Below are 25,898 nucleotides of genomic sequence, written 5' to 3'. Positions count from 1 at the left end.
CTTAATTTTTACGAAACATTTGTAACATACGTTGAGTAATAGTTAAACCTCCAAAAATATTAATACTGGATAATAAAGTTCCTAAAAATGAAAATATAATTATAGTATAATAATCACTATTTACTTGTAAGATAGATCCAATAATAATAATACCAGAAATTGCATTAGTAACAGACATTAGTGGTGTGTGTAATTTATGATCAACATTCCATACTACATAATATCCTATTATACAAGATAATAAAAAAATAATAAAATGTGGTATTATTTCATGTGGAACGGATTTTGTTATATAGTAAATACAAAATATTCCTAAAATATACAAAAAATATTTACTTTTAAAAAAACATATATTTTTTTTTGTACTATTTTTTTTATTGCTAAAATTATTAGTTTTTTTTATATTTTTTTTTGTTTTTTTAAATTTAATTTCTGGAGCAGGCCAAATAATTTTACTATTATAAATAATAGTCATATTTCGAATAATTTCGTCTTTTAAATCAATATTAATTTTACCTAAATTATTTTTAGATAATAAATTCATTAAATTAACAATATTTGTACTATATAATTGAGAAGCTTGTGGAGCTAATTTGTTTGTTAAATTAGTAAATCCTAAGATTTTTATATTATTATCTGTAGTAATCATTTTATTAATTTTTGTTAATTCACAATTTCCTCCACTTTCAATTGCAAGGTCAAAAATAATACTACCTGGTTTCATTAATTTAACTATATCTTTAGTAATTAAAATTGGTGCTTTTTTATTTAGAATAACAGCTGTTGTGATTATAATATCTGTTGTTTTTACTATATTATTAAAAAAATTTTGTTCTAATTCTATTTTTTTTTTTGATGAAAGAGTTTTATACTCATTATCATTATCTTCTTGATAATATTTTAATTCTAAAAATTCAGCACCCATACTATGAATTTGTTCTTTTACTTCTTTTCTTTTATCAAAAGCAATTACTTTTGCTCCTAAACTTTTAGCAGTTCCAATTGCTGATAATCCAGCTACTCCTGCTCCAATAACCATTATTTTTGCTGGTAATATTTTACCTGCAGCTGTTATTTGTCCATTTGGAGTTCTTTGTAATAAATTTATAGATTCTATAATACTTCTGTAACCTGCTAAATTATTCATTGAACTTAATGCATCTAAAGATTGAGCTTTAGAAATTCTAGGTACTGCATCCATTGCAATAGTAGTTATATTTTTTTTTGCTAAAATTTCTAATAATAAATGATTTTTATTAGGCCAAATAAAACTAATTAATGTACTATTATTTTTTATTAATTTACTTTCTTCTGTATCAAGAGGATGAATTTTTATTATTATATTTGATTCCCAAATTTTTTCATTTTTTACTATTTTTGCTCCTTCATTTATAAAATCTTGATTTTTAAAATAGGAAAGATTACCTGCATCTTTTTCAACATATACTGTAAATCCTAATTTTATTAATTTTTTAATATTTAAAGGAGTCATTGCTATTCTAGTTTCTTTAAAATATTTTTCTTTTGGTATTCCAATTATCATATATATTTATTCCTTGAATATAAGAAAATATGTTTGTTTAATAAAATTAAATAAAATAAAAAATATTTATTTAAAATTAAAAATTATCATTTATTAATTAATTTTTCAAATTTTTTATTTTATATAAAAACATAAAAATAAATTATTAATAATTTATTTTTATATTAAATCCTGAATCTAAATTTATTATTTCTCCTGTAATACCTAAAGATAAATCAGAAGCTAAAAAAGTAGCTACATTACCTATATGATTTATAGTAATTTTTTCTAATAAAGGACTGTTTTTTTTATATAATTTTATTAATTTATAAATATTTTTTATTTCTGAAGATGCAATAGTTTTTATAGGTGCTGGAGAAATACCATTAATTCTAATATTTTTATTACCAATATTACATGCTATATAACGGATGTTAGCTTCTAATGAAGCTTTTGCTAATCCCATAATATTATAATTTTGTATAACACATCTTGCTCCTAAATAAGTTAATACTATAATTGAAGACTTATGATTTAATATATTAACACATTCTTTTATCATACCTAATAAACTATATGAACTAATATCATGAGAAATTTGAAATACTAAACGCGATGTATTTTGAATGAAATCTTTTTTTAAAGCATTATTAGGAGTAAATGCAACAGAATGTACAAAACCATCAAATTTATTCCATATCTTAGATATTTTAATGAATAAAGATTTAATATCTCTATCTTTAGATAAATCACATTTTATAATTGGATTTTTTGTCATTTTTTTTACTAATTTTTCTATTTTATCTTTATTTTTTTTTTTTTGATATGTAAAAATTAAATTTGCTTTATGTTTATACATAACACGAGCTATACCATATGCAATAGATAATTTATTTAAAATGCCAGTAATTAATATTTTTTTCCCTGATAGTAAACACATAAATTTTTGTCCTTATATAATATAAATTTAATAAAATTATTAATAATAATAAAAAAATTAAATATTTTTTTTAAAAAAATATTTAAAAACTCGATATTTCTCACTTTTTTGATTTGTTTCACTAGACAAATGTATTATTAATTGATGTACTTTTAAATGACACAAATTCGGTGTCTATTTTTATGTAAAGGTAATAATTGATGTCCAAGATTAAAGGTAACGTTAAGTGGTTTAATGAATCTAAAGGTTTTGGTTTCATTACTCCTGAAGATGGTAGCAAAGATGTTTTTGTACATTTTTCTGCCATTCAAAGTAGTGGTTTTAAAACATTAACCGAAGGCCAAAGAGTAGAATTTGAAATTACTAACGGAGCCAAAGGACCTTCTGCTGCTAATGTTGTTGCTCTTTAAATTTTTTTAGTTAGTAAGAAAAGGTTGAATAAAATTTGCCTCTGAAAAAATTTATTTTTTATTAAAATTATTTTAAATATTTATTATTTTAATAAATTAAAAATTTTTAATTATTTTATTTATTCTAAATAATTAAACATAAAATTTTTAAATTTTATCAGAGGCATTATTTTACTACAGAAAAATTTAAAAAGAAAATTTTTCTGCATTATATGAAGAACGTATAAAAGGACCACAGATTACTTTTTTAAAACCAAGTTTTTTTGCTTCTTTTTGAATTTGAGAAAATTCATTTAAACTAATATATTTATGAACAGGTATATGATGTTGACTAGGTTGTAAATATTGTCCTATAGTTAAAATATCAACTTTACTATATTTAAGATCTTTTATAGTATTAAATAATTCTTCTTTTGTTTCTCCTAAACCAACCATTAAACCTGATTTAGTTAAAATATTAGGAAATAAATTTTTAAATTTTTTTAATAATATTAAAGATTTTTGATATTTACCTGAAGGACGTATTTTATAATATAAACGTTTTATTGTTTCTATATTATGATTAAAAACATCAGGTAATGAATAACTAAATATATTTAAAGCTTTTTCCATACAATTTTTAAAATCAGGTACTAAAATTTCTATTTTAATATTAGAATTTTTTTTACGTATTTCTTTTATACACTCAAGAAATTGATTTGCACCTCCATCATGTAAATCATCACGATTAACTGAAGTAATAACAACATATTTTAATTTCATTTTAAAAACAGTATTAGCTAAGTTAGAAGCTTCATTTTTATTATATTTAATTTTTGGTCTACCATGAATTACATCGCAATATGGACAATTTCTTGTACATATATTACCTAAAATCATAAAAGTTAATTGTCCTTTTCCAAAACATTCTATTAAATTAGGACAAGATGCTTCTTCACAAACTGAATATAATCTATTTTTTTTTAAAATAGATTTAATTTTTTTTATTTTATTAATCTTTTTTGTAGAAAATTTAATTTTAATCCAATTAGGTTTTTTTAAAATTTTTTGTTTCATATCATATAAATTGCATAAATTATGTATTTAAAAAATATATTTAATATTATAAAATAAAAATTTTTAAAAAAAAATAAATTTAATTAGTCTTAAGTATTACTTATTAATAATAAAAATTCTTTTATTAATAATTTTTTAATTGTTATTGGTTTTATATATGGAATAAAATCTTTTAATTGAGTCATTTTTAATTTATCAAAACCACATGGATTAATATATTTAAAAGGTAATAAGTTCATATTAATATTAAATGATATTCCATGTGAAGTAAATCCTTTTGAAATTTTTATTCCTATAGATGCAATTTTTTTATTATTAATATATACTCCAGGAGGATGATTAAAAGGACAATCAGGTTTAATATTAAAATATAATAATATATTAATTATAGTTTGTTCTAAAATAGAAATTAATAATTTAATTTTTATTTTTCTTTTTTTTAAATTAATTAAAATATATATAACTTGTTGTCCTGGAGCATGATATGTAATTTTTCCCCCCCTATCAGTATTAAATACTGGTATTTTATGTTTATAAGATAAAATATCTTTTACTTTAGATAATTTTCCTTGTGTAAAAACAGGAGTATGTTCAACTAACCATATTTCATCTAATGTATTATCAGATCTTATATAATTAAAATAATACATTTTTTTATAAGTTATATACCATGATTCTATTCCTAAATCTCTTATAATAAAATTTTTTTTATACATTAATATTTATTGAAATACTATTTTTTATTTAAAAAATAAATAATTATTGATGAATCCATTTACTTAATAATAATCTTATATAATCTAAAAAACAAACAAAAATATTACCCTTTGGTATATTTTCTAATGCAATTAATGGATAATTACCAATTATATGGTTATTAATCATAAAAGTTAAATTACCTAATACTTGATTTCTATAAATTGGAGCAAAAATTTTATTATTTTTAATATGATATAAAATTTTAATTTTTTTTTCTTGATTTTTAAGAACTGTTAAAAAAACATTATTTTTAATACCAATTCTTACATGACTATGTTTACCATATAAAATTGGAATAGAAGCTATTTTTTGATATTTTTTTATTGGATTAATTGTACGAAAAGTTTCGAATCCCCAATTCAATAGTTTTTTACTATTTTTTTTACGATCTTGTTCTGTTTTATCTCCTAAAAGGACAACTATTAATCTCATATTATTTTGTGTTGCAGAAGCAATTATATTATAACCAGCATTTTCAGTATGACCAGTTTTAATTCCATCTACATTTAATGTTTTATCCCATAATAATAAATTACGATTTTTTTGAGAAATATGATTAAAAGTAAAATATTTTTCTTTATATATTGAATATTCATAAGGAAAATCACGTATTAAACATGTTCCCATAATTGCAATATCTTTTGCAGATGTATATTGTCCAATTTCATCTAATCCATGTACATTTTTAAAATGAGTATTTTTTAATCCTATTTTTTTAGCAAAGAAATTCATTAAATTTACAAAATTTTTTTGATTACCAGATATATGTTCTGCCATAGCAACACATGCATCATTTCCTGACTGTAATATAATTCCTTTTATCAAATTTTTTACAGAAATACGATCTCCTATTTTTAAAAACATTAATGATGAACCATTAAATTCTTCATTACCAGCCGCCCAAGCATTTTTTCCAATAATAACTATATCATTTCTATGTAATTTACCTTTTACTAATGCTTTTCCTATTACATAACTAGTCATAATTTTTGCTAAACTAGCTGGTGTTTGAATTTCGTTTGAATTTTTTTCAGTTAAAATCATACCCGTGTTATAATCTATTAAAATATATGATTTAACATCAATATTTGGTTGAGATATAATATTAAATATATTTTCATTTGCATATATAACTGTTGAATATACTAAAAATACAATAATAATTAATTTTAATATATTGTTAATAAATTTATTATTTTTTTTATATATTTTCATTATATTTATACTCATACATAAACATGTATTTTAATTTTGTTAAAATTATTAAAATTTTATTTATTAAAACATTATTTTATATAATTTTTTTTAAAATGTAACTAATTTTTAGTAAAATATAATATTATAAAATAATATAAAGATATAAAAATATCATATGACAAATTTTAAATTTATAAAAATATATAAATTTGCACTAGGAGTAGAATATAATGGTACTAATTATCATGGATGGCAAAAACAAAAACAATATTATAAAAAAACTATACAAGAGTATTTAGAAAATGCTATTTCTAAAGTAGCAAATCATAACATAGTAATTTTTTGTGCAGGTAGAACTGACGTGGGTGTACATAGTTTAGGACAAGTTATTCATTTTGAAACATATAGTTTTAGAAAAAAAAAATCCTGGATCTTAGGTATAAATAGTCTTTTACCTAATGATATAGTTGTAAATTGGATCATATCTGTAAATAAAAAATTTCATGCTAGATTTAGCGCTTTATCTCGTAGATATTTTTATATTATTTATAATAATAAATATAGATCTGCTATATTAAATAATTTAGTTACTTTTTATCATTATAATTTAAATATAAAAAAAATAAAAAATGCAATAAAATATTTATTAGGAGAACATGATTTTTCATCTTTTAGATCTGGAAATAAATTAATTGGTTCTTCATATAGAAGAATCTTAGATTGTAATATTAAAAAATATGGAAATTATATTTTAATAGATATTAAAGCAAATGCTTTTTTATATCATATGGTTAGAAATATTGTAGGAAGTTTATTAGAAATAGGAATTGGTAATAAAAAAGAAGATTGGTTATTAAAATTAATAAAAATGAAAGATAGAACTAAAGCTGCAGCTACAGTTAAACCAAACGGTTTATTTTTAGTAGAAGTTGAATATCCAAAATATTTTCATATTCCAAATATAAATAATAATTTACATTTTTTTTTAAAAAATTTATTTTAGTAAAATTTTCTATTAAAAAAAGATTTTATTTTAAATAAATTGTATAATTTAAATTAAATAAAAAAATTGATGTAAAAAATATGTTTATTATTGATTATTTATTTATATTAGTATTGTTATTTTCTATAATATTTGGTTATTTTAGAGGATTTATAAAAGAAATTTTTATAATATTTAATTGGTTTATATCATTTTATATATCTAAAAAATATTATAATTATTTTATTTTTATAAAAAATCAAAAAATAATTAATCTTTATTTTAAAAAAATTTTTTTATTATTTATTTATTTTATATTAACTTTTTTATCAGGATATATTATTAAAAAATACTTAAATCGAAAAATTATTAATCAATATAATATAAAAAATATTAATAATATATTAGGATTATTTTTTGGAATTTTTAAAGGATGTTTAATAATTTTGCTTTTTTTATATTCATTAAATAATATAGATAGAAGTTTATATAAATATTTTTTAATTGAAAAAAAATCATTATTTTTTATTTATTTTAATAATATTTTACAAAGATATAAATATGTTTTATAAAAACTCTAATACCCAGAGCGGGAATTGAACCCGCATAGCAGTATAAATGCCGAGGGATTTTAAGTCCCTTGTGTCTACCAATTCCACCATCTGGGCAAAATAAAATAAATAAATTATTTTTTTAAAATAGGCGCATCCCGGAATCGAACCGAAATAAAAGGATTTGCAATCCTCTGCATAAACCATTCTGCCAATGCGCCATTCGTATATAATATATTAAATTATTAATTCTGTATATATTATATTTTGTTTTAAAAAAAAAATTATAATTTATCTTATATATAATTTTATAATTTTTTTATATATAATTGAATTTTACTTATTAAATAATATTTTTTTAGGAAAATATATGATAAATAAATTAATACTTGTTATTAATTGTGGTAGTTCTTCTTTAAAATTTTCAGTTATAAATGTTTTAAAAAAAAAAATTTTATTATCTGGTTTATCAGAAAATTTTAAAAATACAGATTCTTATATTAAATGGGATTTTAATAATCAAAAACAAAAAAAATTTTTTTACTCAAAAATTGATCATAAAATCATATTAAATTATTTAATAAAATATATTTTAAAAAAAACTTTATTATATAATAATATAATTGCAGTAGGTCATCGTATAGTTCATGGAGGAGAAAAATTTACAAATCCTGTTATTGTTACGAAAAAAGTTATAGAAGCAATAAATAAGGCATCTATTTTTGCACCTTTACATAATCCTATTCAATTAGTAGGTATTAAAGAAGTTATAAAAATTATACCTCATTTACAAAATAAACAGGTCGCTGTGTTTGATACTTCTTTTCATCAAACAATGCCTGAAACATCGTATTTATATGCTTTACCAATAAAATTTTATGAAAAATATAAAATACGTCGATATGGTGCTCATGGTACTAGTCATAAATATGTTAGTATAATCGCTGCAAAAATATTAAATATTCCATTAAATAAATTGAATTGTATTTCATGTCATTTAGGTAATGGTTCATCTATTACTGCTATAAAAAATGGTAAAAGTATTGATACTTCAATGGGATTAACTCCTCTAGAAGGTTTAGTTATGGGAACTAGATGTGGAAATATTGATCCTGCAATTATCTTTTATATGTTTAGTAAATTAAATATTAAAATAGAAAAGATATATAAAATTTTAACCGAAGAATCAGGTATGTTAGGATTAACAAATATAACTAGTGATTTTAGATATATTGAAGATAATTATTCAAAAAACTTTAAAATAAAAAGAGCTACAGATATATTTATACATTATTTATCTAAGTATATAGCTTCTTATAGTATTTTAATGGAAAATAAAATAAATGCAATTATTTTTACAGGTGGTATTGGAGAAAATAGTATTTTAATTAGAGAAAAAACAATAGAAAAATTAAAAATTCTAAATATTTTTATAAATCATAAATTAAATAATAAAATAAAATTTGGTAAAATGGGGTTAATAAATACTAATAATAGTGTTCCAATATTAGTTATTCCTACAAATGAAGAATTAATGATAGCACAAGATACATTTAATATTTTACTTAATAAGTAGTATTATTAAAAATTATTTATTTTAAAAGGTAAACAATAATGTTAAAAGTAATTATGTCAATACCAGTTAATGTTGATATGTATTTTTTTACTAGTGTAAATATTGGATTATTAAATAATATAAAAAATAAAAAATTAAAATGTAAATTTTTTAAACCTATTTCTCAAATAGAAAACTATAATATTAATTATACTAATAATATTTTAAATAAATATAAATTAAATATTGAGTCTATTAATTCTTTAAAAATTAGTGATTTTAATTTATTAAATAATAACACTGAATATGATAATATTATTGAAAAAATAATAAAAAAATATTTTAAAAATATAAATAATACAGAAATTATCTTTATAGAAGGAATAATTCCATTTTATTTTGAACAAATAATATTTAAATTAAATTGTGATATAGCAAATATATTCAATGCAAAAATTATTTTTGTTACATCTACATTTTCAAAAAATGAAATTTTAGAAAAAACAAAATCTATTATCAATAATTTTTTTAAAGAAAAATTATATAATTTACAAAAAAATAATACATTTTTCTTTATTAAAGAAAAATGTAATAATTATAATCCTTTTTTTTATAAAATAAATATATTTAAAAATATTTTTTTAAAAAATGATACTATAAATCATAATTTATTATCTTTAAAAAAAGATAATATTATTTTTATCCCATGGCTAAAAAATTTTGTGTTTGGAATAGATTTAAAAGTTATATGTAAATATTTAAATTGTCATATATCTAATAATTTTAAATATAAAAATATTAAATATATTATTTTTTTAAATATACAAAAATTTATAAATAAATCTTTTTTTACTGAATCTTTAATTATTTTATCTATAAATGATAATACAAGTTTAAAGAAAATAGATAATATGTTATCTAAAAATATTTTTTTTAAGGCTATATTATTTACAGATTGTATAAGTAAAAATTCTAATTTAATAATACAAAAATTTTCTAAAATTATTAAAAATAATAATATATATATTTTATATACAAAAAATAATTTTTATGAAATTAACTTAAAATTACAAAATATTTATAAGTATAATTTTCCAATTGATGATTTTAAATTAATATCAAATATAATCAATTATATTAATTTGTATATTCCTGATGAAATTTTTGATAAAAAAACTATAAATTATAAATTTTATATTTCACCGTTTTTATTTAGATATAATTTAATTAATAAAGCAAGTAAACTTAATAAAACAATTTTATTACCAGAAGGTACTGATCTACGTACTCTTAAAGCTGCATCAATATGTTCTCAAAAAAATATAGCTAAATGTATATTATTAGGTAAAATAAAAGAAATTATGAATATAGCTAAAATTAATAATATAAATTTAGAAAATATTGATATTATTAACCCTAGTTCTATTAGAAATAATTATATAGAACAATTAATGTATATAAGAAAGAATAAATTATTAAATAAACATAATGCAATAAAATTACTAAAAGATAATATGTTCTTAGCTACTATGATGTTAAAGAATAATGAAGTTGATGGTATAGTTTCTGGAGCTAATACAACAACTGCAAATACTATAAGACCAGCACTACAAATAATTAAAACTTTACCAGAATATTCTATAATTTCATCAATATTTATAATGTTATTACATGAAAATATATTAATATATGGTGATTGTGCAATTAATCCTAATCCCAATTATCAACAATTAGCTGAAATAGCAATACAATCAGCAAATACTAGTAAATTATTTAATTTAAAACCTAAAATAGCAATGATTTCTTATTCTACAGGTAATTCTAGTAAGGGTATTGAAGTTGAAAAAGTTTATAAAGCAACTAAATTAGTACAAAATAAATTACCAAATTTAATAATAGATGGACCATTACAATACGATGCTGCTATTATAAAAGATATTGGTAAATATAAAGCACCAAAATCTTTAGTTGCCGGAAAAGCTAATGTTATTATTTTTCCTGATCTTAATACAGGTAATACTACTTATAAAGCAGTTCAAAGAACATCTAAAATAATTTCTATAGGCCCTATTCTACAAGGTATAAAAAAACCAATTAATGATCTTTCAAGAGGTTCATCAATTAATGATATAATCTATACAATAGCAGTAACAGTTATTCAATCTCAATATACAAAAAAATAAAATAATATTTTATGTATTAATTATTTAAATAATATTTTTTTTTATAGTTTAAATTACTATCAAATTCATAAACTATAGGTATACCGGTAGCAATATTTAAATTAATAATATCATTATCATTAATATTTTCAATATGTTTAATTAAAGCTCTTAGTGAGTTACCGTGTGCAACAATAAGAATTCTTTCTCCATTTATAATCTTAGTTGATATGTTATGTTTCCATATATACATTACTCTTTCTAATGTCTTGCATAAGCTTTCTGATAAAGGTAATTGATAATCTTCTAATTTAGAATACTTTGAATCAAATCTAGACCATCTAATATCGTCATTAGATAATGCTGGTGGTGTAACTGTAAAACTACGACGCCATTCTTGTACTTTTTTTTTACCAAATTTATTAATAATTTCATCTTTGTTCATACCTTGGAGTTTGCCATAATGTCTTTCATTTAATCTCCATGTTTTTTTAATAGGAATCCAGAGTTGATCTAATTCTTTTAAAGTTAACCATAAAGTATGAATTGCTCTTTTTAAAACAGAAGTATATGCGTAATCAAATTTAAAATTTTTTATTTTTAATATTTTACCTGCTTGTATTGCTTCAATTTTTCCTTCTGGAGATAATTCAACATCATGCCAACCAGTAAATAAATTTTTTTTATTCCATGTACTTTGTCCATGACGTAATAATACTAATTTTGTATTAGACATAAATTTTTTCCTTATATAAATATATTTTTTGATATTAAATATCAAAAGAAGAACCACAACTACATGTATTTTTCATATATGGATTTTTAATAATAAATTTAGATTCTTCAATATTTTCTATATAATCAATAATACTTCCAGTTAAATATTGCATACTTATTTTATCTATTACGATATTTATACCTAACAAATTTATAAGAATATCGTTTTTTTTTATTTTTTTATCTAACATAAAATCATATTTAAATCCACTACATCCTCCACCTAAAATAAATATTCTAAAATTTTTATTTTTAGAATATAATTTTTTTATTTTATTTGCGGCTCTCTTTGTTAAAGAGATATTAATATCTTTTGAATTAATATTCATTATTTTAATTTTTAAAATTATTATATAAAAGTTAAATTAATTTCAGTTAATTAAGATGTAAAATCTTATTAAATAATCTAGACTTGTAACGTGATGCTTTATTTTTATGAATTAATTTTTTTTGTACTTGTTTATCAATAATAGATTGCATTATTTTAAAATTTTTTTTTGATAATTTTATATTTTTATTAAAAATAGCATTATTAACTTTTTTAATAAAAGTTTTTAACATTGAACGATACCTGATATTATTTTTTCTTTTTTTTTCTGATTTTAAAATCCTTTTTTTAGCTGACTTTATATTCGCCATATAAAATACCCTTATAATTATTATATGAATAATTTTTATTTTTTTATAAAAATTATATATTTACATAAAATATTATTATATATAATATCTATGTATAAATAAAATTTATATTTGTTAATTTTTATCAAAATAATAATCAATTAAAGATAATTAGTATGAAAAATAAATTTGATTTAAATTTACCAAAAACAAAATTTCCAATGAAAGCATGTTTAACGGAAAATGAGTTAATTATATTAAAAGAATGGGAAAAGGATAATTTATATGAAAAAATATTAAATATAAAAAAAAATAAAAAAATATTTATTTTACATGATGGACCACCATATGCAAATGGAGATATTCATATCGGGCATGCTTTTAATAAAATTTTAAAAGATATTATTATCAAATCTAAAAATATGGATGGATACTATACTTATTTTATTCCTGGTTGGGACTGTCATGGTTTACCTATAGAACAGAAAGTAGAAGAAATTTTAAAGAAACAAAATAAAAAAATTTCCAAAAAAAAATTTAGAATTAAATGTAGAGAATATGCTTTTAAACAAATTGAAAAACAAAAAAAAGATTTTATAAGATTAGGAATATTTGCTGATTGGGTAAACCCTTATTTAACAATGAATTTTCAAACAGAAGCAAATATTGTTCGTACTTTAGGAAAAGTTATTAAAAATAATTATATATATAAAGGTAAAAAACCAGTATATTGGTGTACAAAATGTGTTTCTTCTTTAGCTGAAGCTGAAGTTAATTATGTTAAAGAAAAAACATTAACATGTTATGTTATGTTTAATATAATAAATTCTAATGTTTTTAAAAAAATTTTAAATATAGAAATAAAAAATTATAATATTTCATTTTTAATATGGACTACAACACCGTGGACTATTCCAGCAAATAGAGCTATTGTTGTAAATAGTGAAATATATTATCAATTAATTAAAATTAATAAAAAAATTATTATAATAGCTAAAAATTTAGTTAATATTATTATGTATAAAGCAAAAATTATAAAATGGAAAATTTTATTAGAAATAAAAGGTAAACATTTTAAAAATATATTAATAAAAAATCCAATTAATAATAAAATTTCTTCTGTAATTACAAGTGATTATGTTTCTGAAACATCAGGAACTGGAATTGTTCATATGGCTCCTAATCATGGATTAGATGATTATAAAATATGTCATCAAAATAATATAAAATGTTTAGAAAATATTATAGACAAAAAAGGATTTTTTGTAAATAGTGTACATCCTCAATTAGATAAAATTAGTATTTTTTCTTCTACAAAAATAATTATAAAAATCTTAACAAAAACAAACACATTATTTTTATTAGAAAATTATGTACATAATTATCCATATTGTTGGCGTCATAAAATACAAATTATATATATATCTACATCACAATGGTTTATTAGTATAGATAAAAAAAATCTTAGAAAATTAGCAAAAAAAGTTATAAAAAAAGTAAATTGGATACCTAATTGGGGTTATAAAAGAATGTATTTAATGTTAGATAAAAGACCTGATTGGTGTATTTCTAGACAAAGAACTTGGGGAATTCCAATTCCTTTATTTGTTAATAAAAAAACACAAAAAATACATGTTAATTCTTTAAAATTTATTGAAAAAATAGCTTGTATGATTGAAAAAAAAGGTATACAAGCATGGTGGGATTTAAATATTAATAAATTTTTAGGGGAAGACGCTATTTTATATGAAAAAGTTACAGATGTATTAGATGTATGGTTTGATTCTGGATCTACTCATGATTCGATTATTAAAAAAATCAAAAAATTTAAAAAAAATAAAATTGATGTATATTTAGAAGGTACAGATCAATATAGAGGATGGTTTATTTCCTCATTAATTATTTCAACAATAATTAATAATGATGCTCCATATAAAACAGTAATAAGTCATGGATTTACTGTTGATGAAAATGGTAAAAAGATGTCTAAATCTTTAGGTAATATTATTAAACCTCAAAGTATAGTAAATACTTTAGGTAGTGATATTTTAAGATTATGGGTATCTTCTACTGATTATACTAATGAAATACATATTTCTTCTAATATTCTAAACAGAATTACCGAAATTTATAGAAGAATTAGAAATACAGTTAGATTTTTATTATCTAATTTAGATAATTTTATACCAGAAAAAAATCTAATAAAAATAGAACAAATGTTAATTTTAGATAAATGGATTATCCATAGAACAAAAGTTACACAAAATAAAATTATAAAATATTATAAGGAATATAATATACAAAATGTAGTTCAAGAAATAACACAATTTTGTTCTATAGATTTAGGTTCCATTTATTTTGATATTATAAAAGATAGACAATATACATTTAAAAAATTTAGTATAGAAAGATTAAGTTGTCAAATGTCTTTATATATGATCCTTGAATCTTTAGTAAGATGGATAACACCAATATTATCTTTTACAGCTCATGAAATTTGGAATTATATTCCTGGAATAAGATCTAAATATGTTTTTACAGAAGAGTGGTATTCTAAATTATTTTATTTATCATCGAATAGTATAATGAATAATAAATATTGGGATGAAATTTTTCTTTTTAAAAATAAAATTAATAAAATTATTGAATATGCAAGAAATAAAAAAATTATAGGTAGTTCATTAGAAGCAAATATTACTGTATTTGTGAATACAAATATTTATAAAAAATTAGTAATATTAGGTTCAGAATTACGTTTTTTATTATTAGTATCTAATATTTCTTTTTATGAAGAACGAAAAATGTCTACAAATAAATTAATAAAAAGTTTTAAAATTACTAAATCAAAATATTTTAAATGTAAACGTTGTTGGTATTTTTATAAAAATATAATTAATAATATTTGTGATCGTTGTAGATTAAATACAATAGGTGATGGTGAAAAACGTTTATTTATTTAATAAGTTTTTTAAAATAATTAAAAAAAAAATAAAAATAAAAATATTAAATATATATATTTTATTATTTATATTAATAGATTTTTTCAGTAAAAATCTCATTATTAAAAAAATAAAACTATATAAATTTTATTATATTTGTTCTTATTTAAATTTAATTTATTTACAAAATTATGGTATTATTTTTGGTTTTTTAAAAAATTTTAAAAATATTAATTTATTTTTAATAAAAATTAATATAATTATATTAATAATATTAATTTTTATTAAAAATAATTTTAATCAATTATCTTATAATATTTTATTTAGTGGAATATTAAGTAATTTACTTAATAGAATTCAATATGGCTTTGTGATAGATTTTATAGATATACATATATTAGATTATCATTTTCCTATTTTTAATATTGCAGATATTCTAATTTTTGTTAGTATAATTCTGATTATCAAAGATAATTTTAAAATATCAAAATAATATGTGGGTTCCTTTATATGAAAAAAAATCAAATTCGTTTAGCTATAGCAGGAATTAATGGTCGTATGGGTAAAAATATTTTTAAAATACTAAATACAGAAAAAATAAATAATATTTTATTAAATGGAGTTACAGAAAGTAAAATATCTCTAAAAAAGATAAATAAAATTTTATATAAATCTAATTTTTTAGATATTAAATCTAATATAATAGATATTATAGATAAATTTGATGTTTTAATAGATTTTACAAATCCGAAAACAACACTAAAAAATATAAATATTTGTGAAAAATATAAAAAAAAAATTGTTATTGGAACTACAGGTTTTACTCAAGAACAAAAATTAATAATTAGAAAAATATCAAAAAATATAGCTATTATTTTATCTTCTAATTTTAGTCAAGGTATAAATATTTTATTAAAAATAATAGAAAATATAATTAATATTTTATGTAAAAATAAAAAAATAAATAATTTAGATATAGATATAATAGAAAAACATCATAAAAAAAAAATAGATTTACCATCAGGAACAGCTTTATCATTAAAAAATACTATTATTAAAGCTTATAAAAAATTTAATATTTTAAAAAAAATTACATGTCACTCTATTAGAGCAGCTGATTTATATGGAGAACATAGTGTCTTATTTTCTTTTATCGGAGAACAAATAGAATTAATTCATAAAGCATCTAATAGGATGCCTTTTGCAAAAGGTGCCATTCAAGCAGCTATTTGGATTAATAATAAAAAATCTGGTATATATAATATGCACGATGTATTAGAAATATAATATTAAAATTAATAAAATTAATTATTTTAAAAAATTTGTATTATTTTATAAATAAAAAATCTATATGATATATCTTCATATTTTTATACGGATGATATTGAATATCAATAATGTTTACTTTATAAGTTTTTTCTTTTTCATCTATTAGTTTAATTATATGAAGTTTTTTTTTTAAAATTTTTTTAAAATTAATATTAACTATATCATTATCATTTATAATAATAGGTATTTCTTTTTTTTTTTTACCATAAATTATGGCTGGAAATTGGTTATTTAGTCTTAAACGTCTACTAAATTTTTTACCTGTCTGTATTCTTTTTAAAAATTTTATAATATTCATATTATATCTCTTTTTAATTAATTAATATAATTTTTTAGCAATATCTAATAAATCTTTTTTAAAAATTTTTTTCATATTTAAAATAGCATCAATAATATCATGATGAATCATTTTATTTTTTTGAATACCTATACATCTTCCCCCATATCCTTTGTATAATAATTCTACTGCAAAAGATCCCATTTGAGAACCTAAAATACGATCATATGCAACAGGAGAACCTCCTCTTTGGATATAACCTAAAACTGTAGTTCTAGTTTCACGTTTAATTTTAGTTTGGATAAATTTCGCTAGTTTATTAATATCACAAATAAATTCGGTAATCAATACTATTGCATGTTTTTTACCTTTTTCTATACCTAATTTTATTTCTTTTACTAAATCTTCTTGATTATAATTAATTTCAGGTAAAACTATAAATTCACAACCTCCAGCAATAGCTGCAGATAAAGTTAAATCTCCACAATGTCTACCCATAATTTCAACAATAGATATTCTTTGATGAGAAGTAGATGTATCTCTTAATTTATCAATAGCTTCAACAATAGTTTCTAAAGCAGTAGAATAACCTATACTATAATCAGTACCTGCTACATCATTATCAATTGTTCCTGGAATTCCTATACATGGAAAACCCATTTCTGTTAATAATTTAGCACCAATATACGTACCATCTCCTCCTATTACAACTAATGCATTAATACCATGTTTTTTCATATTATTTATAGCAACAGAACGTACTTTTTGATTTTTAAATTGAGGAAAACGAGCAGATCCTAAAAAAGTACCTCCTTTATTAATAATATCAGATACACTAAATCTATTTAATTTAATAATATTATTATTATATAATCCTAAATAACCATTATATATGCCAAAAATTTCTATATTATAACTTATTGCTGTTCTCACAACACCTCTAATAGCAGCATTCATTCCTGGAGCATCTCCACCACTTGTAAGTACACCAATTTTTTGAATCATATGATACCTCATTAAAATATATAATATTTTATTAATAAAATTAATTTTTAAAAAAACCTTTATATTTTTTAGAAACTATAGAATATGGATCTTGATGTATAATTATATCTGAATAAGGAAATTTTTTATTTAGAGCATTTTCTATCTTTTTCGCAATTGAATGTGATTCTAATAAAGGTAAATTATCTTCTAATACTAAATGAAGTTGTATAAAACGTGTAGGACCAGATTGTCTTGTTTTTAATTGATGTGCTCCTTTTACTTTAGGCCAAGAAGTAATTAAATCTATTATAATTTTTTTTTCATGTTCTGGTAATGATCTATCTAACAAAGATTGTATTGCTTTATATCCTACTTTAAAAGCGTTATAAAAAATAAATATACTTATAATTAATGCTATAAAAGAATCTGCTTGTTTTATATGAAAATAATTTAAAATTAAAGCTAATAAAATTGCACTATTAATCAAAATATCTGATTCATAATGCATCATATCAGCATGAGTAGCTTGACTATTTGTTTTAGCTATTACTTTTCTTTGAAAAAGAACTAATATTAAAGTTAAAAAAAATGAAATTATTATAACTAATATTCCTATTATTGGATAATATATTTTTGTAGGATTAGATATATATTTTAAACTATTTAAAAATAAAAATATTGCTGTAATACAAATAAATATACTTTGTGTTAAAGCAGATAGTGATTCAGCTTTGCCATGACCAAATGTATGTTCTAAATCAGCAGGCTGTAAAGAATAATATATAATTAATAAATTAATTGATGAAGACGTAATATCAACAAAAGAATCTACGCAAGCAGCTAACATACTTATAGATTTTGTTTGCCACCAAGCTAATAATTTTAGTATTAATAATGTTAAAGATAATAAAATTGCTAAATTTGTAGCTTTTTTTATTAATTTATTATATTCATTTTTGTTTTCTTTAAAATAAATTTGTTGAGATATATTATTCATATTTATATTTAATCCATATTTAAATTTTTATAATGTAGTATAAAAATTTTTTATATTTTAAAATAATAAATTATTTTAACATTAATTTTTATTCTATTAAAAATATGTTAAATTTTAATTTATATTTTTATTAAAAATTATATAAAATAATTATATTTAAGTCATAAATTTAAAAAAAATTTGAAAAAATGAAAAAATTTAATGAAAAAACATTTCAAGGAATGATTTTTATTTTACAAAATTATTGGGCACAACAAGGTTGTAGTATTATTCAACCAATTGATACTGAAGTTGGAGCAGCAACATCACATCCAATGACATGTTTATACGCAATAGGTGAAAAACCTATTAAATTAGCTTATGTACAATTATCAAGAAGACCATCCGATGGACGATATGGTAATAATCCTAATAGATTACAACAATATTATCAATTTCAAGTAATAATGAAACCTCCTCCTTATAATATCCAGATTTTATATTTAAAATCTTTAGAAATATTAAAATTGAATTTAAAAAAAAATGATATTCGTTTTATAGATGATAATTGGGAAAATCCTACGTTAGGTGCATATGGAATCGGGTGGGAAATATGGTTAAACGGTATGGAAATAACTCAATTTACATATTTTCAACAAATGGGGGGTATAATATGTAATCCAATAACAGGAGAAATTACTTATGGTTTAGAAAGATTAGCAATGCATATACAAGATGTAAAAAATATATTTGACTTAATTTGGAATAAAGATAAAAGTACTTACGTTACTTATGGTGATATTTTTTACAAAAATGAAATAGAACAATCTATTTATAATTTTCAATATACAAATATTAATTTTCTTATGTATTGTTTTAAAAATTATGAAACTGAAATAAATTATTTATTAGAATTAGAAAAACCATTAATTTTCCCTGCATATGAAAAACTTTTAAAAGCCTCCCATTGCTTTAATTTATTAGAAGCACGTAGATTTTTATCACATACTGAAAGACAAAGGTATGTTCTAAAATTACGTAATATGACAAAATTAATCATTACAAAATATTATGATAATATAAAATAGAAATTATTAATTAGGTAATATAACATTATGTGTAATAATATATTATTATTAGAAATTGGTATAGAAGAAATACCTTCTAATTATTTATTAAAATTATCTAAAATAATTTTAATAAATTTTAAAAATGAGTTAAAAAAAAATTTTTTTAAATATAAAACAATAAAATGTTTTTTTACTGCTAGACGTATTGCATTACAAATATATTTTATAAATATTATACAAAATGATTATTTTTATACTATTAAAGGACCTTTTATACCTAATAAAAAAGATATTTTTTCAAATAAAATAGTTAAATTTTGGATAAAAAAGTATAATATTAAAAATATAAAAAATATTTTCTATAAAAATAAATATCTTTTTTATAAAAAAATAATAAAAGGTGCACATATTGAAGATTTAATATCAAATATGATAATAAATTCCTTAAAAAATATTATTTCTATTCCTAATTTTATGTACTGGGATAAAAATTTTTTTAAATTTATTAGACCTATAAGAAACATAGTATTAGTTTTAGGTAAAAAAAATATTAAAAAAAATTTGTTTAATCTTCAATCTAATAATATTATTCAAGGACATCGTTTTATGTGTTCAAAAAAAATAATTTTAAAAAATGCAGAAGAATATAATAAATTATTATTTAAACAAGGAAAAATTATTGTTAATTATACTGAAAGAAAAAATTTCATTTTTAATGAAATACAAAAAATAACAAATAATTTAAATCTTATATCTAAAATAAATAAAAAATTTTTAGAAGAATTATCTTCTATGGTTGAATGGCCTGTATTATTAATAGGTAAATTTAGTAAAAAATTTTTAACATTACCATCAGAAATATTAGAATATATTATGATTAATTATCAAAAATATATCCCTTTATATGATAAAAAAAAACATTTATCATTTTATTTTATTATTTTAATAAATATTCAAACAAAAAATAATAAAAAAATTATTTATAATAATGAACAAGTAATTAAATCAAGATTTAAAGATATTCAATTTTTTTTTCAAAATGATTTAAAAATAAAATTTGAAAAATATTTAGATAAATTAAAAAATATTATTTTTCAAAAAAAATTAGGTAATCTATTTGAAAAAACTATACGTATAAAAAATATATCTCAATTTATAGGAAAAAATATTAAAAAAATTAATATTGTAGATTGTATTAGAGCTAGTAAATTATCTAAATGTGATTTAGCAACACAAATGGTTTATGAATTTCCTGATTTACAGGGAATTATTGGCATGTATTATGCAAAATATAATAAAGAAAATAAAAATGTAATACAAGCTATTAAAGAACAATATCAATATAAAAAAAATAACTTAATACCTAAACATATAGTTTCTTGTGTTTTATTTATTGCAGATAAAATAGATACAGTAGTAGGAATTTTTAGTATATCGTTAATACCTACTGGAGATAAAGATCCTTTTGCTTTAAAATATATAACATTAATCATTATACGTATTATTATAGAAAAAAAAATAAAAATTAATTTAACTAAATTAATTATTTTTAGTTTATCTTTATACAAAGATAATTTAATTAATAAAAAAAAAATATTAAATCAAATTTTATTTTTTATAAAAAATAGATGTAAGAATTGGTATATATCTTTAGGTTATAAAAAAAATATTATCTCTTCTATTTTAGATAATGAAATTAATAATTTATTAATTTTAGATTATAAAATAAAAGCTTTAGATTTATTTTTTAAAAATGAGATACAACAAAGTTATTTTTTAATTTCTACTTATAAAAGAATAAGTAAAATTTTACTTAAAAATATAAAATACATAGATGATGTTAATGAAATAAATACTTCTTTATTAAAAGATAAAGAAGAAATTACATTATTTAAACATATTCTTAAATTATCAAAAATATTTATTTTAAAGATTAAAAATAACGAATATTATAATATATTATTGATATTATCAGAATTATATTATCCTGTGAATAATTTTTTTGAAAAGGTCATAATTAATCATAAAGATAAAAAAATTAAAAAAAATAGAATTTTGATCCTAAATCATATAAAAAAATATTTTTTTAAAATAGCTAATTTTAGTTGTTTATATTAATTTTAATTTTTTTAATGTATCTTCTATAATTTTTTGATTATATTTTGTAAGTTGTGTCATAGGAAGTCTCATTTTATCATTATCTATGAGTCCTAATCTTTTTGCTACCCATTTAACTGGTATTGGATTAGATTCAATAAATAATTGATTATGTAATAAGATTAAATCTTTATTAATTTGTTTTGCTTTATTTATTTTTTTTTCTTTTATATAATTACAAAATTTACTCATTTTTAATGCAGCAATGTTAGCTGTAACAGATATAATACCATCACCACCTAATAACATAAATTCAAAAGAAGTTTTATCATCACCACTAATTAAAAAAAATTTTTTTTTAATTAAATTTTTAATTTTATTTACACGAGATAAATCTCCAGTTGCTTCTTTTATTCCTATAATATTATTAATTTTTGACAATCTATAAATTGTTTCTGGTAATAAATCGCATCCTGTTCTTGAAGGAACATTATATAGTATTTGCGGTAATTCAGTATTATTTGCAATTTCTTTAAAATGTTGATATAAACCTTCTTGTGTAGGACGATTATAATAAGGAGTAACATTTAAACAACCTACAATTCCTGAATTTTCAAGAATAGATATTATTGAAATACTTTTAGATGTAGAATTAAATCCTGTTCCAGCTATAATAGGTATTTTATTTTCTGAAAAATCTAATGCATACATTATAATATCTATGTGTTCATTATATGTTAACGTAGCAGATTCTCCTGTTGTACCCATAATAACAATTGCTTTTGTGCCATTATTAATATGATACTTAATTAATTTTTGTAAACTTTTTTTACAAATATTACCTTTAATATCCATTGGAGTTATAAGTGCTACAATACTTCCAGTAAACATTAGACTATAATCCATATTAATTAATGTTAATGATTGAATAATCATAACAAATTTAAAGTAAATAAACAAATTATTATAATTTTATTAATTTAAATTTTAATAAAATAATAAAAATTATTATTTTTTTATATTAAATTTTTGTAAAAAATCATTTATTTTTTTTTTTACATCTAAAATAGATGATGTATTATTAATTTTTTTATAAATAATTTTTTTATTTATATAATCTTTATTATAATATTTAATTAATGGTTTTGTTTGTCTTAAATATTCTTTTAAACGATTTTTAATCGTAATAATATTATCATCTGTTCTAGTTATTAATGTTTCTCCTGTTATATCATCTTTATCTTTTATCTTTGGAGGATTAAAAATTATATGGTAGGTTCTACCTGAAGGTAGATGTATTTTCCTACCTATAATTCTTTTAATAATTTGTTTTTTTGGTATATGAAACTCTAAAATTATATCTATTTTTATATTTTCTTTTTTTAGAATATTAGCTTGTACAATATTTCTAGGATATCCATCTAATAAAAAACCTTTTTTACAGTCTAAATTGTATAATCTATTTTTAATAATTTTAATCGTTATATTATCAGGAATCATTATACCTTTTTTAATAAAGTTTGTTATTTTATTAGTTAAAAGAGAATTCTTATTATTTAGAATATAATTTCTTAATATGTTTCCTATAGAAATATTAGGTAAATGATATTTTTCAGATATAAATCTTGCATAAGTTCCTTTTCCTACTCCTGGAGGTCCTAATAATATTATACGCATTTAATAATATTCTCATTTTTAAAAAAACTTAAAATATGTCTTTTCAAAGATATTAATTTCTTTAGAATGTTTCATTGTTAAATCTATTTGATCTAAATCATTTGTAATAAAATTAATTATATCTTGACTAATTTTAAAATTAAAAAATTGATTATTTATTATAATTTTTTTATGAAATAAATCTATATAACATAAAATACCAGGAAATTTTTCTACTATAAAAAATAATTGATCAATTATTTTTTTATTTAAAATAATTAGTAATAATTTATTATTAATAGCATTATTATAAAATATATCTGCATAACTAGAAGCGATAATAGTATGAAAACCAAAATCTAATAATGCCCATACAGCATGTTCTCTCGAAGAACCACAACCAAAATTTTCTCTAGTTAATAAAATTTTTGAATTTTTAAATTCTTTTTTATTTAAAATAAATTTATGATTAAGTACTTTATTTTTATCATCTAAATATCTCCAATCATTAAATAAATTTTTTCCAAATCCTGTTTTATTATTCTTTTGTAAAAATTGTTTTGGAATAATAACATCCGTATCAATATTTGATATATTTAGAGGAACTATGATATCATTATATTGTAATTTTTTTTTCATATATATCTCAATTTATATTAATAAAACAACCATATAGAGCTGTTATTGCAGCTATAAGGGGACTTACTAAATGAGTTCTACTATTACGACCTTGACGACCTTCAAAATTTCTATTACTAGTAGAAGCACATCTTTCTCCTGGTTGAAGTTTATCATCATTCATAGCTAAACACATAGAACATCCTGAATATCTCCATTCAAAACCTGCGTTTTTAAAAATTTTATCTAATCCTTCTTTTTCTGCTTGTTCTTTAACAACATTAGATCCTGGAACAACTATCGCTGTAACGTGAGGAGAAATTTTTTTTCCTAAAACAACTTTTGCTGCTATTCTTAAATCTTCAATTCTAGAATTTGTACAAGAACCAATAAATACTTTATTAATTTTTATATTAATTAATTTTATACCTTCATTTAAAGCCATATATTTTAAAGCTTTTATTGCTAATTTTTTTTTATTATGATTTTTATAGGAATTTATTAATGGAATATTTTCATTTATACCTATGATTTGTTCAGGATTAGTACCCCAAGAAATTTGAGGAGTTAACTTTGTAATATCAATATTTATAATTTTATCAAATTTAGCATTACAATCACTATATAATGTTTTCCAATATTCTAAAGCTTTTTTCCATAAGTATTTTTTAGGAGCGAATTTTTTATTTTTTAAATAAGATAAAGTTATATTATCAGGTGCAATTAATCCTGATTTAGCACCCATTTCAATAGACATATTACAAATTGTCATTCTTGATTCCATACTTAATTTTTTTATAACATTACCATTAAATTCAATAATATATCCATTACCCCCACTAATACCAACTTTTCTAATTATTGATAAGATTATATCTTTTGCTGTAATATTTTTGGATATATTACCATTAATATTTATTAACATGTTTTTAGCACGTTCTTGTTTTAAAGTTTGAGTTGCTAATACATGTTCTACTTCTGAAGTACCTATTCCAAAAGCTAATGAACCAAATGCTCCATGAGTAGAAGTATGTGAATCTCCACATACAATAATCATTCCTGGCAATGTAAGACCTTGTTCTGGACCTATAACATGAACTATCCCATTTTTAGGATTATAAATATCGTATAATTTAATATTAAAATCATTACAATTTTTTATAAGTGTTTCCATTTGTTTTTTAGCTATATAACTAGATGCATTTATATCTTTTATTTTAGTAGATACATTATGATCCATAGTTGCAAAAGTTTTATTTGATCTATAAACTTTTCTATTTTTATTTCTTAATTCTTGAAAAGCTTGAGGTGAAGTTACCTCATGAATAAAATGTCTATCAATATATAATAAATTAATATTATTTTTTATATTACAAATAATATGCCTATCATATATTTTTTCATATAATGTTTTTCCCAT

25 protein-coding genes and 2 tRNA genes are annotated in these 25,898 nt (G+C 19.4%); 10 read left to right on the top strand and 17 right to left on the bottom strand.

What is annotated here, in order from left to right; all coding sequences use genetic code 11:
- Position 1: 1 nt before the first annotated feature.
- Complete coding sequence (locus GJT94_RS00380; RefSeq protein ID WP_168894174.1) at positions 2-1,543, bottom strand: Re/Si-specific NAD(P)(+) transhydrogenase subunit alpha; 1,542 nt, start codon at positions 1,541-1,543, stop codon at positions 2-4.
- 145 nt (positions 1,544-1,688) lie between these two features.
- Positions 1,689-2,462, bottom strand: a complete 774-nt coding sequence (locus tag GJT94_RS00375; RefSeq protein WP_168894173.1) for an enoyl-ACP reductase FabI — start codon at positions 2,460-2,462, stop codon at positions 1,689-1,691.
- Between the two features lie 200 nt (positions 2,463-2,662).
- Between GJT94_RS00375 and cspE the strand changes: the two genes are divergently transcribed.
- Entirely contained in the window at positions 2,663-2,872 is a 210-nt protein-coding gene (cspE, locus tag GJT94_RS00370; protein WP_168820769.1) for a transcription antiterminator/RNA stability regulator CspE, read from the top strand.
- Positions 2,873-3,058: 186 nt separating this feature from the next.
- Here cspE and lipA read toward each other — a convergent pair whose 3' ends face one another.
- The 3 genes from lipA to GJT94_RS00355 form a co-directional block, all read right to left on the bottom strand.
- On the bottom strand, positions 3,059-3,955 hold the full coding sequence (gene lipA, locus GJT94_RS00365; RefSeq protein ID WP_425482916.1) for a lipoyl synthase: 897 nt from the start codon (positions 3,953-3,955) through the stop codon (positions 3,059-3,061).
- Positions 3,956-4,017: 62 nt separating this feature from the next.
- On the bottom strand, positions 4,018-4,644 hold the full coding sequence (lipB, locus tag GJT94_RS00360) for a lipoyl(octanoyl) transferase LipB (protein WP_168894171.1): 627 nt from the start codon (positions 4,642-4,644) through the stop codon (positions 4,018-4,020).
- 43 nt (positions 4,645-4,687) lie between these two features.
- Positions 4,688-5,902: a serine-type D-Ala-D-Ala carboxypeptidase gene (locus GJT94_RS00355; protein WP_168894170.1), complete on the bottom strand. Its 1,215-nt coding sequence runs from the start codon at positions 5,900-5,902 to the stop codon at positions 4,688-4,690.
- A 157-nt stretch (positions 5,903-6,059) separates the two neighbouring features.
- Here GJT94_RS00355 and truA point away from each other — a divergent pair, with 157 nt between their 5' ends.
- Together truA and GJT94_RS00345 are read left to right on the top strand one after the other, a co-directional pair.
- On the top strand, positions 6,060-6,887 hold the full coding sequence (truA, locus tag GJT94_RS00350; protein ID WP_168894169.1) for a tRNA pseudouridine(38-40) synthase TruA: 828 nt from the start codon (positions 6,060-6,062) through the stop codon (positions 6,885-6,887).
- Positions 6,888-6,967: 80 nt separating this feature from the next.
- Positions 6,968-7,438 carry a CvpA family protein gene (locus GJT94_RS00345; RefSeq protein WP_168894168.1) on the top strand — a complete coding sequence of 157 codons (471 nt, stop codon included), beginning with the start codon at positions 6,968-6,970 and terminating at the stop codon, positions 7,436-7,438.
- Between the two features lie 9 nt (positions 7,439-7,447).
- Here GJT94_RS00345 and GJT94_RS00340 read toward each other — a convergent pair.
- Both GJT94_RS00340 and GJT94_RS00335 read right to left on the bottom strand, forming a co-directional pair.
- A tRNA-Leu gene (locus GJT94_RS00340) sits at positions 7,448-7,534 on the bottom strand.
- A gap of 32 nt (positions 7,535-7,566) precedes the next feature.
- Positions 7,567-7,638: transfer RNA gene (locus tag GJT94_RS00335), tRNA-Cys, on the bottom strand.
- 149 nt (positions 7,639-7,787) lie between these two features.
- Here GJT94_RS00335 and GJT94_RS00330 point away from each other — a divergent pair.
- Together GJT94_RS00330 and pta are read left to right on the top strand one after the other, a co-directional pair.
- A complete protein-coding gene (locus GJT94_RS00330; RefSeq protein ID WP_168894167.1) occupies positions 7,788-8,993 on the top strand; it encodes an acetate kinase in 1,206 nt (401 codons plus the stop codon).
- Positions 8,994-9,031: 38 nt separating this feature from the next.
- A complete protein-coding gene (gene pta / locus GJT94_RS00325) occupies positions 9,032-11,155 on the top strand; it encodes a phosphate acetyltransferase (RefSeq protein ID WP_168894166.1) in 2,124 nt (707 codons plus the stop codon).
- 16 nt (positions 11,156-11,171) lie between these two features.
- On the opposite strand, the gene gpmA is transcribed toward pta, so the two are convergent.
- Genes gpmA through rpsT form a run of 3 tightly spaced genes read right to left on the bottom strand, consistent with a single transcriptional unit; the run spans position 11,172 to position 12,550 of the window.
- The gene (gpmA, locus tag GJT94_RS00320; RefSeq protein WP_168894165.1) at positions 11,172-11,870 is read right to left on the bottom strand and encodes a 2,3-diphosphoglycerate-dependent phosphoglycerate mutase; all 699 of its coding nucleotides are present in this window, start codon (positions 11,868-11,870) and stop codon (positions 11,172-11,174) included.
- Positions 11,871-11,904: 34 nt separating this feature from the next.
- Entirely contained in the window at positions 11,905-12,240 is a 336-nt protein-coding gene (erpA, locus tag GJT94_RS00315; protein WP_168894164.1) for an iron-sulfur cluster insertion protein ErpA, read from the bottom strand.
- 46 nt (positions 12,241-12,286) lie between these two features.
- Positions 12,287-12,550 carry a 30S ribosomal protein S20 gene (gene rpsT, locus GJT94_RS00310; RefSeq protein ID WP_168894163.1) on the bottom strand — a complete coding sequence of 88 codons (264 nt, stop codon included), beginning with the start codon at positions 12,548-12,550 and terminating at the stop codon, positions 12,287-12,289.
- A 146-nt stretch (positions 12,551-12,696) separates the two neighbouring features.
- Here rpsT and ileS point away from each other — a divergent pair, with 146 nt between their 5' ends.
- Genes ileS through dapB form a run of 3 tightly spaced genes read left to right on the top strand, consistent with a single transcriptional unit; the run spans position 12,697 to position 16,755 of the window.
- The gene (gene ileS, locus GJT94_RS00305) at positions 12,697-15,489 is read left to right on the top strand and encodes an isoleucine--tRNA ligase (RefSeq protein ID WP_425482915.1); all 2,793 of its coding nucleotides are present in this window, start codon (positions 12,697-12,699) and stop codon (positions 15,487-15,489) included.
- Positions 15,464-15,961: a signal peptidase II gene (lspA, locus tag GJT94_RS00300; RefSeq protein WP_168894161.1), complete on the top strand. Its 498-nt coding sequence runs from the start codon at positions 15,464-15,466 to the stop codon at positions 15,959-15,961. The genes ileS and lspA overlap by 26 nt, the downstream gene beginning before the upstream one ends.
- Positions 15,962-15,978: 17 nt before the next feature.
- Positions 15,979-16,755 (top strand): 4-hydroxy-tetrahydrodipicolinate reductase, encoded by a 777-nt coding sequence (gene dapB, locus GJT94_RS00295; RefSeq protein ID WP_168894160.1) that lies wholly within the window; start codon positions 15,979-15,981, stop codon positions 16,753-16,755.
- Positions 16,756-16,795: 40 nt separating this feature from the next.
- On the opposite strand, the gene rplY is transcribed toward dapB, so the two are convergent.
- The 3 genes from rplY to GJT94_RS00280 are packed head-to-tail and all read right to left on the bottom strand — an operon-like array spanning position 16,796 to position 19,058.
- A complete protein-coding gene (gene rplY, locus GJT94_RS00290; RefSeq protein WP_168894159.1) occupies positions 16,796-17,095 on the bottom strand; it encodes a 50S ribosomal protein L25 in 300 nt (99 codons plus the stop codon).
- A 21-nt stretch (positions 17,096-17,116) separates the two neighbouring features.
- Positions 17,117-18,079: a 6-phosphofructokinase gene (pfkA, locus tag GJT94_RS00285; protein ID WP_168894158.1), complete on the bottom strand. Its 963-nt coding sequence runs from the start codon at positions 18,077-18,079 to the stop codon at positions 17,117-17,119.
- Positions 18,080-18,119: 40 nt separating this feature from the next.
- Entirely contained in the window at positions 18,120-19,058 is a 939-nt protein-coding gene (locus GJT94_RS00280; protein WP_168894157.1) for a cation diffusion facilitator family transporter, read from the bottom strand.
- A 188-nt stretch (positions 19,059-19,246) separates the two neighbouring features.
- Between GJT94_RS00280 and glyQ the strand changes: the two genes are divergently transcribed.
- Positions 19,247-20,125, top strand: a complete 879-nt coding sequence (glyQ, locus tag GJT94_RS00275; RefSeq protein ID WP_168894156.1) for a glycine--tRNA ligase subunit alpha — start codon at positions 19,247-19,249, stop codon at positions 20,123-20,125.
- Between the two features lie 27 nt (positions 20,126-20,152).
- On the top strand, positions 20,153-22,225 hold the full coding sequence (glyS, locus tag GJT94_RS00270; protein WP_168894155.1) for a glycine--tRNA ligase subunit beta: 2,073 nt from the start codon (positions 20,153-20,155) through the stop codon (positions 22,223-22,225).
- Here glyS and dapA read toward each other — a convergent pair.
- The 4 genes from dapA to leuC all read right to left on the bottom strand — a co-directional run bounded on the left by dapA (position 22,217) and on the right by leuC (position 25,898).
- The gene (gene dapA, locus GJT94_RS00265; protein ID WP_168894507.1) at positions 22,217-23,095 is read right to left on the bottom strand and encodes a 4-hydroxy-tetrahydrodipicolinate synthase; all 879 of its coding nucleotides are present in this window, start codon (positions 23,093-23,095) and stop codon (positions 22,217-22,219) included. The two genes, glyS and dapA, sit on opposite strands and share 9 nt — an antisense overlap.
- Positions 23,096-23,212: 117 nt before the next feature.
- Positions 23,213-23,881 (bottom strand): nucleoside monophosphate kinase, encoded by a 669-nt coding sequence (locus tag GJT94_RS00260; RefSeq protein ID WP_168894154.1) that lies wholly within the window; start codon positions 23,879-23,881, stop codon positions 23,213-23,215.
- Positions 23,882-23,899: 18 nt separating this feature from the next.
- Positions 23,900-24,499, bottom strand: coding sequence for a 3-isopropylmalate dehydratase small subunit (gene leuD / locus GJT94_RS00255; RefSeq protein WP_168894153.1), 600 nt, complete (start codon positions 24,497-24,499; stop codon positions 23,900-23,902).
- Positions 24,500-24,506: 7 nt separating this feature from the next.
- Positions 24,507-25,898, bottom strand: a complete 1,392-nt coding sequence (gene leuC / locus GJT94_RS00250) for a 3-isopropylmalate dehydratase large subunit (protein ID WP_168894152.1) — start codon at positions 25,896-25,898, stop codon at positions 24,507-24,509.

Source organism: Enterobacteriaceae endosymbiont of Donacia cinerea, from assembly GCF_012569925.1.
Taxonomy (GTDB): domain Bacteria; phylum Pseudomonadota; class Gammaproteobacteria; order Enterobacterales; family Enterobacteriaceae.
The sequence above is the reverse complement of the archived record's forward strand: the minus strand, read 5'-3'. Positions and strand labels throughout refer to the sequence as shown.

Coding starts and splice junctions, on each gene's coding strand:
- GJT94_RS00375 (WP_168894173.1), bottom strand. CDS start 2,462: ATGTGTTTACTATCAGGGAAAAAAATATTAATTACTGGCATTTTAAAT.
- lspA (WP_168894161.1), top strand. CDS start 15,464: ATGGTGAAAAACGTTTATTTATTTAATAAGTTTTTTAAAATAATTAAA.
- GJT94_RS00280 (WP_168894157.1), bottom strand. CDS start 19,058: ATGAATAATATATCTCAACAAATTTATTTTAAAGAAAACAAAAATGAA.
- leuC (WP_168894152.1), bottom strand. CDS start 25,898: ATGGGAAAAACATTATATGAAAAAATATATGATAGGCATATTATTTGT.
- truA (WP_168894169.1), top strand. CDS start 6,060: ATGACAAATTTTAAATTTATAAAAATATATAAATTTGCACTAGGAGTA.
- lipB (WP_168894171.1), bottom strand. CDS start 4,644: ATGTATAAAAAAAATTTTATTATAAGAGATTTAGGAATAGAATCATGG.
- GJT94_RS00330 (WP_168894167.1), top strand. CDS start 7,788: ATGATAAATAAATTAATACTTGTTATTAATTGTGGTAGTTCTTCTTTA.
- cspE (WP_168820769.1), top strand. CDS start 2,663: ATGTCCAAGATTAAAGGTAACGTTAAGTGGTTTAATGAATCTAAAGGT.
- leuD (WP_168894153.1), bottom strand. CDS start 24,499: ATGAAAAAAAAATTACAATATAATGATATCATAGTTCCTCTAAATATA.
- glyS (WP_168894155.1), top strand. CDS start 20,153: ATGTGTAATAATATATTATTATTAGAAATTGGTATAGAAGAAATACCT.
- rplY (WP_168894159.1), bottom strand. CDS start 17,095: ATGAATATTATAAAATTTTTAAAAAGAATACAGACAGGTAAAAAATTT.
- erpA (WP_168894164.1), bottom strand. CDS start 12,240: ATGAATATTAATTCAAAAGATATTAATATCTCTTTAACAAAGAGAGCC.
- GJT94_RS00355 (WP_168894170.1), bottom strand. CDS start 5,902: ATGAAAATATATAAAAAAAATAATAAATTTATTAACAATATATTAAAA.
- gpmA (WP_168894165.1), bottom strand. CDS start 11,870: ATGTCTAATACAAAATTAGTATTATTACGTCATGGACAAAGTACATGG.
- GJT94_RS00380 (WP_168894174.1), bottom strand. CDS start 1,543: ATGATAATTGGAATACCAAAAGAAAAATATTTTAAAGAAACTAGAATA.
- dapA (WP_168894507.1), bottom strand. CDS start 23,095: ATGTTTACTGGAAGTATTGTAGCACTTATAACTCCAATGGATATTAAA.
- dapB (WP_168894160.1), top strand. CDS start 15,979: ATGAAAAAAAATCAAATTCGTTTAGCTATAGCAGGAATTAATGGTCGT.
- pta (WP_168894166.1), top strand. CDS start 9,032: ATGTTAAAAGTAATTATGTCAATACCAGTTAATGTTGATATGTATTTT.
- GJT94_RS00260 (WP_168894154.1), bottom strand. CDS start 23,881: ATGCGTATAATATTATTAGGACCTCCAGGAGTAGGAAAAGGAACTTAT.
- GJT94_RS00345 (WP_168894168.1), top strand. CDS start 6,968: ATGTTTATTATTGATTATTTATTTATATTAGTATTGTTATTTTCTATA.
- pfkA (WP_168894158.1), bottom strand. CDS start 18,079: ATGATTCAAAAAATTGGTGTACTTACAAGTGGTGGAGATGCTCCAGGA.
- glyQ (WP_168894156.1), top strand. CDS start 19,247: ATGAAAAAATTTAATGAAAAAACATTTCAAGGAATGATTTTTATTTTA.
- rpsT (WP_168894163.1), bottom strand. CDS start 12,550: ATGGCGAATATAAAGTCAGCTAAAAAAAGGATTTTAAAATCAGAAAAA.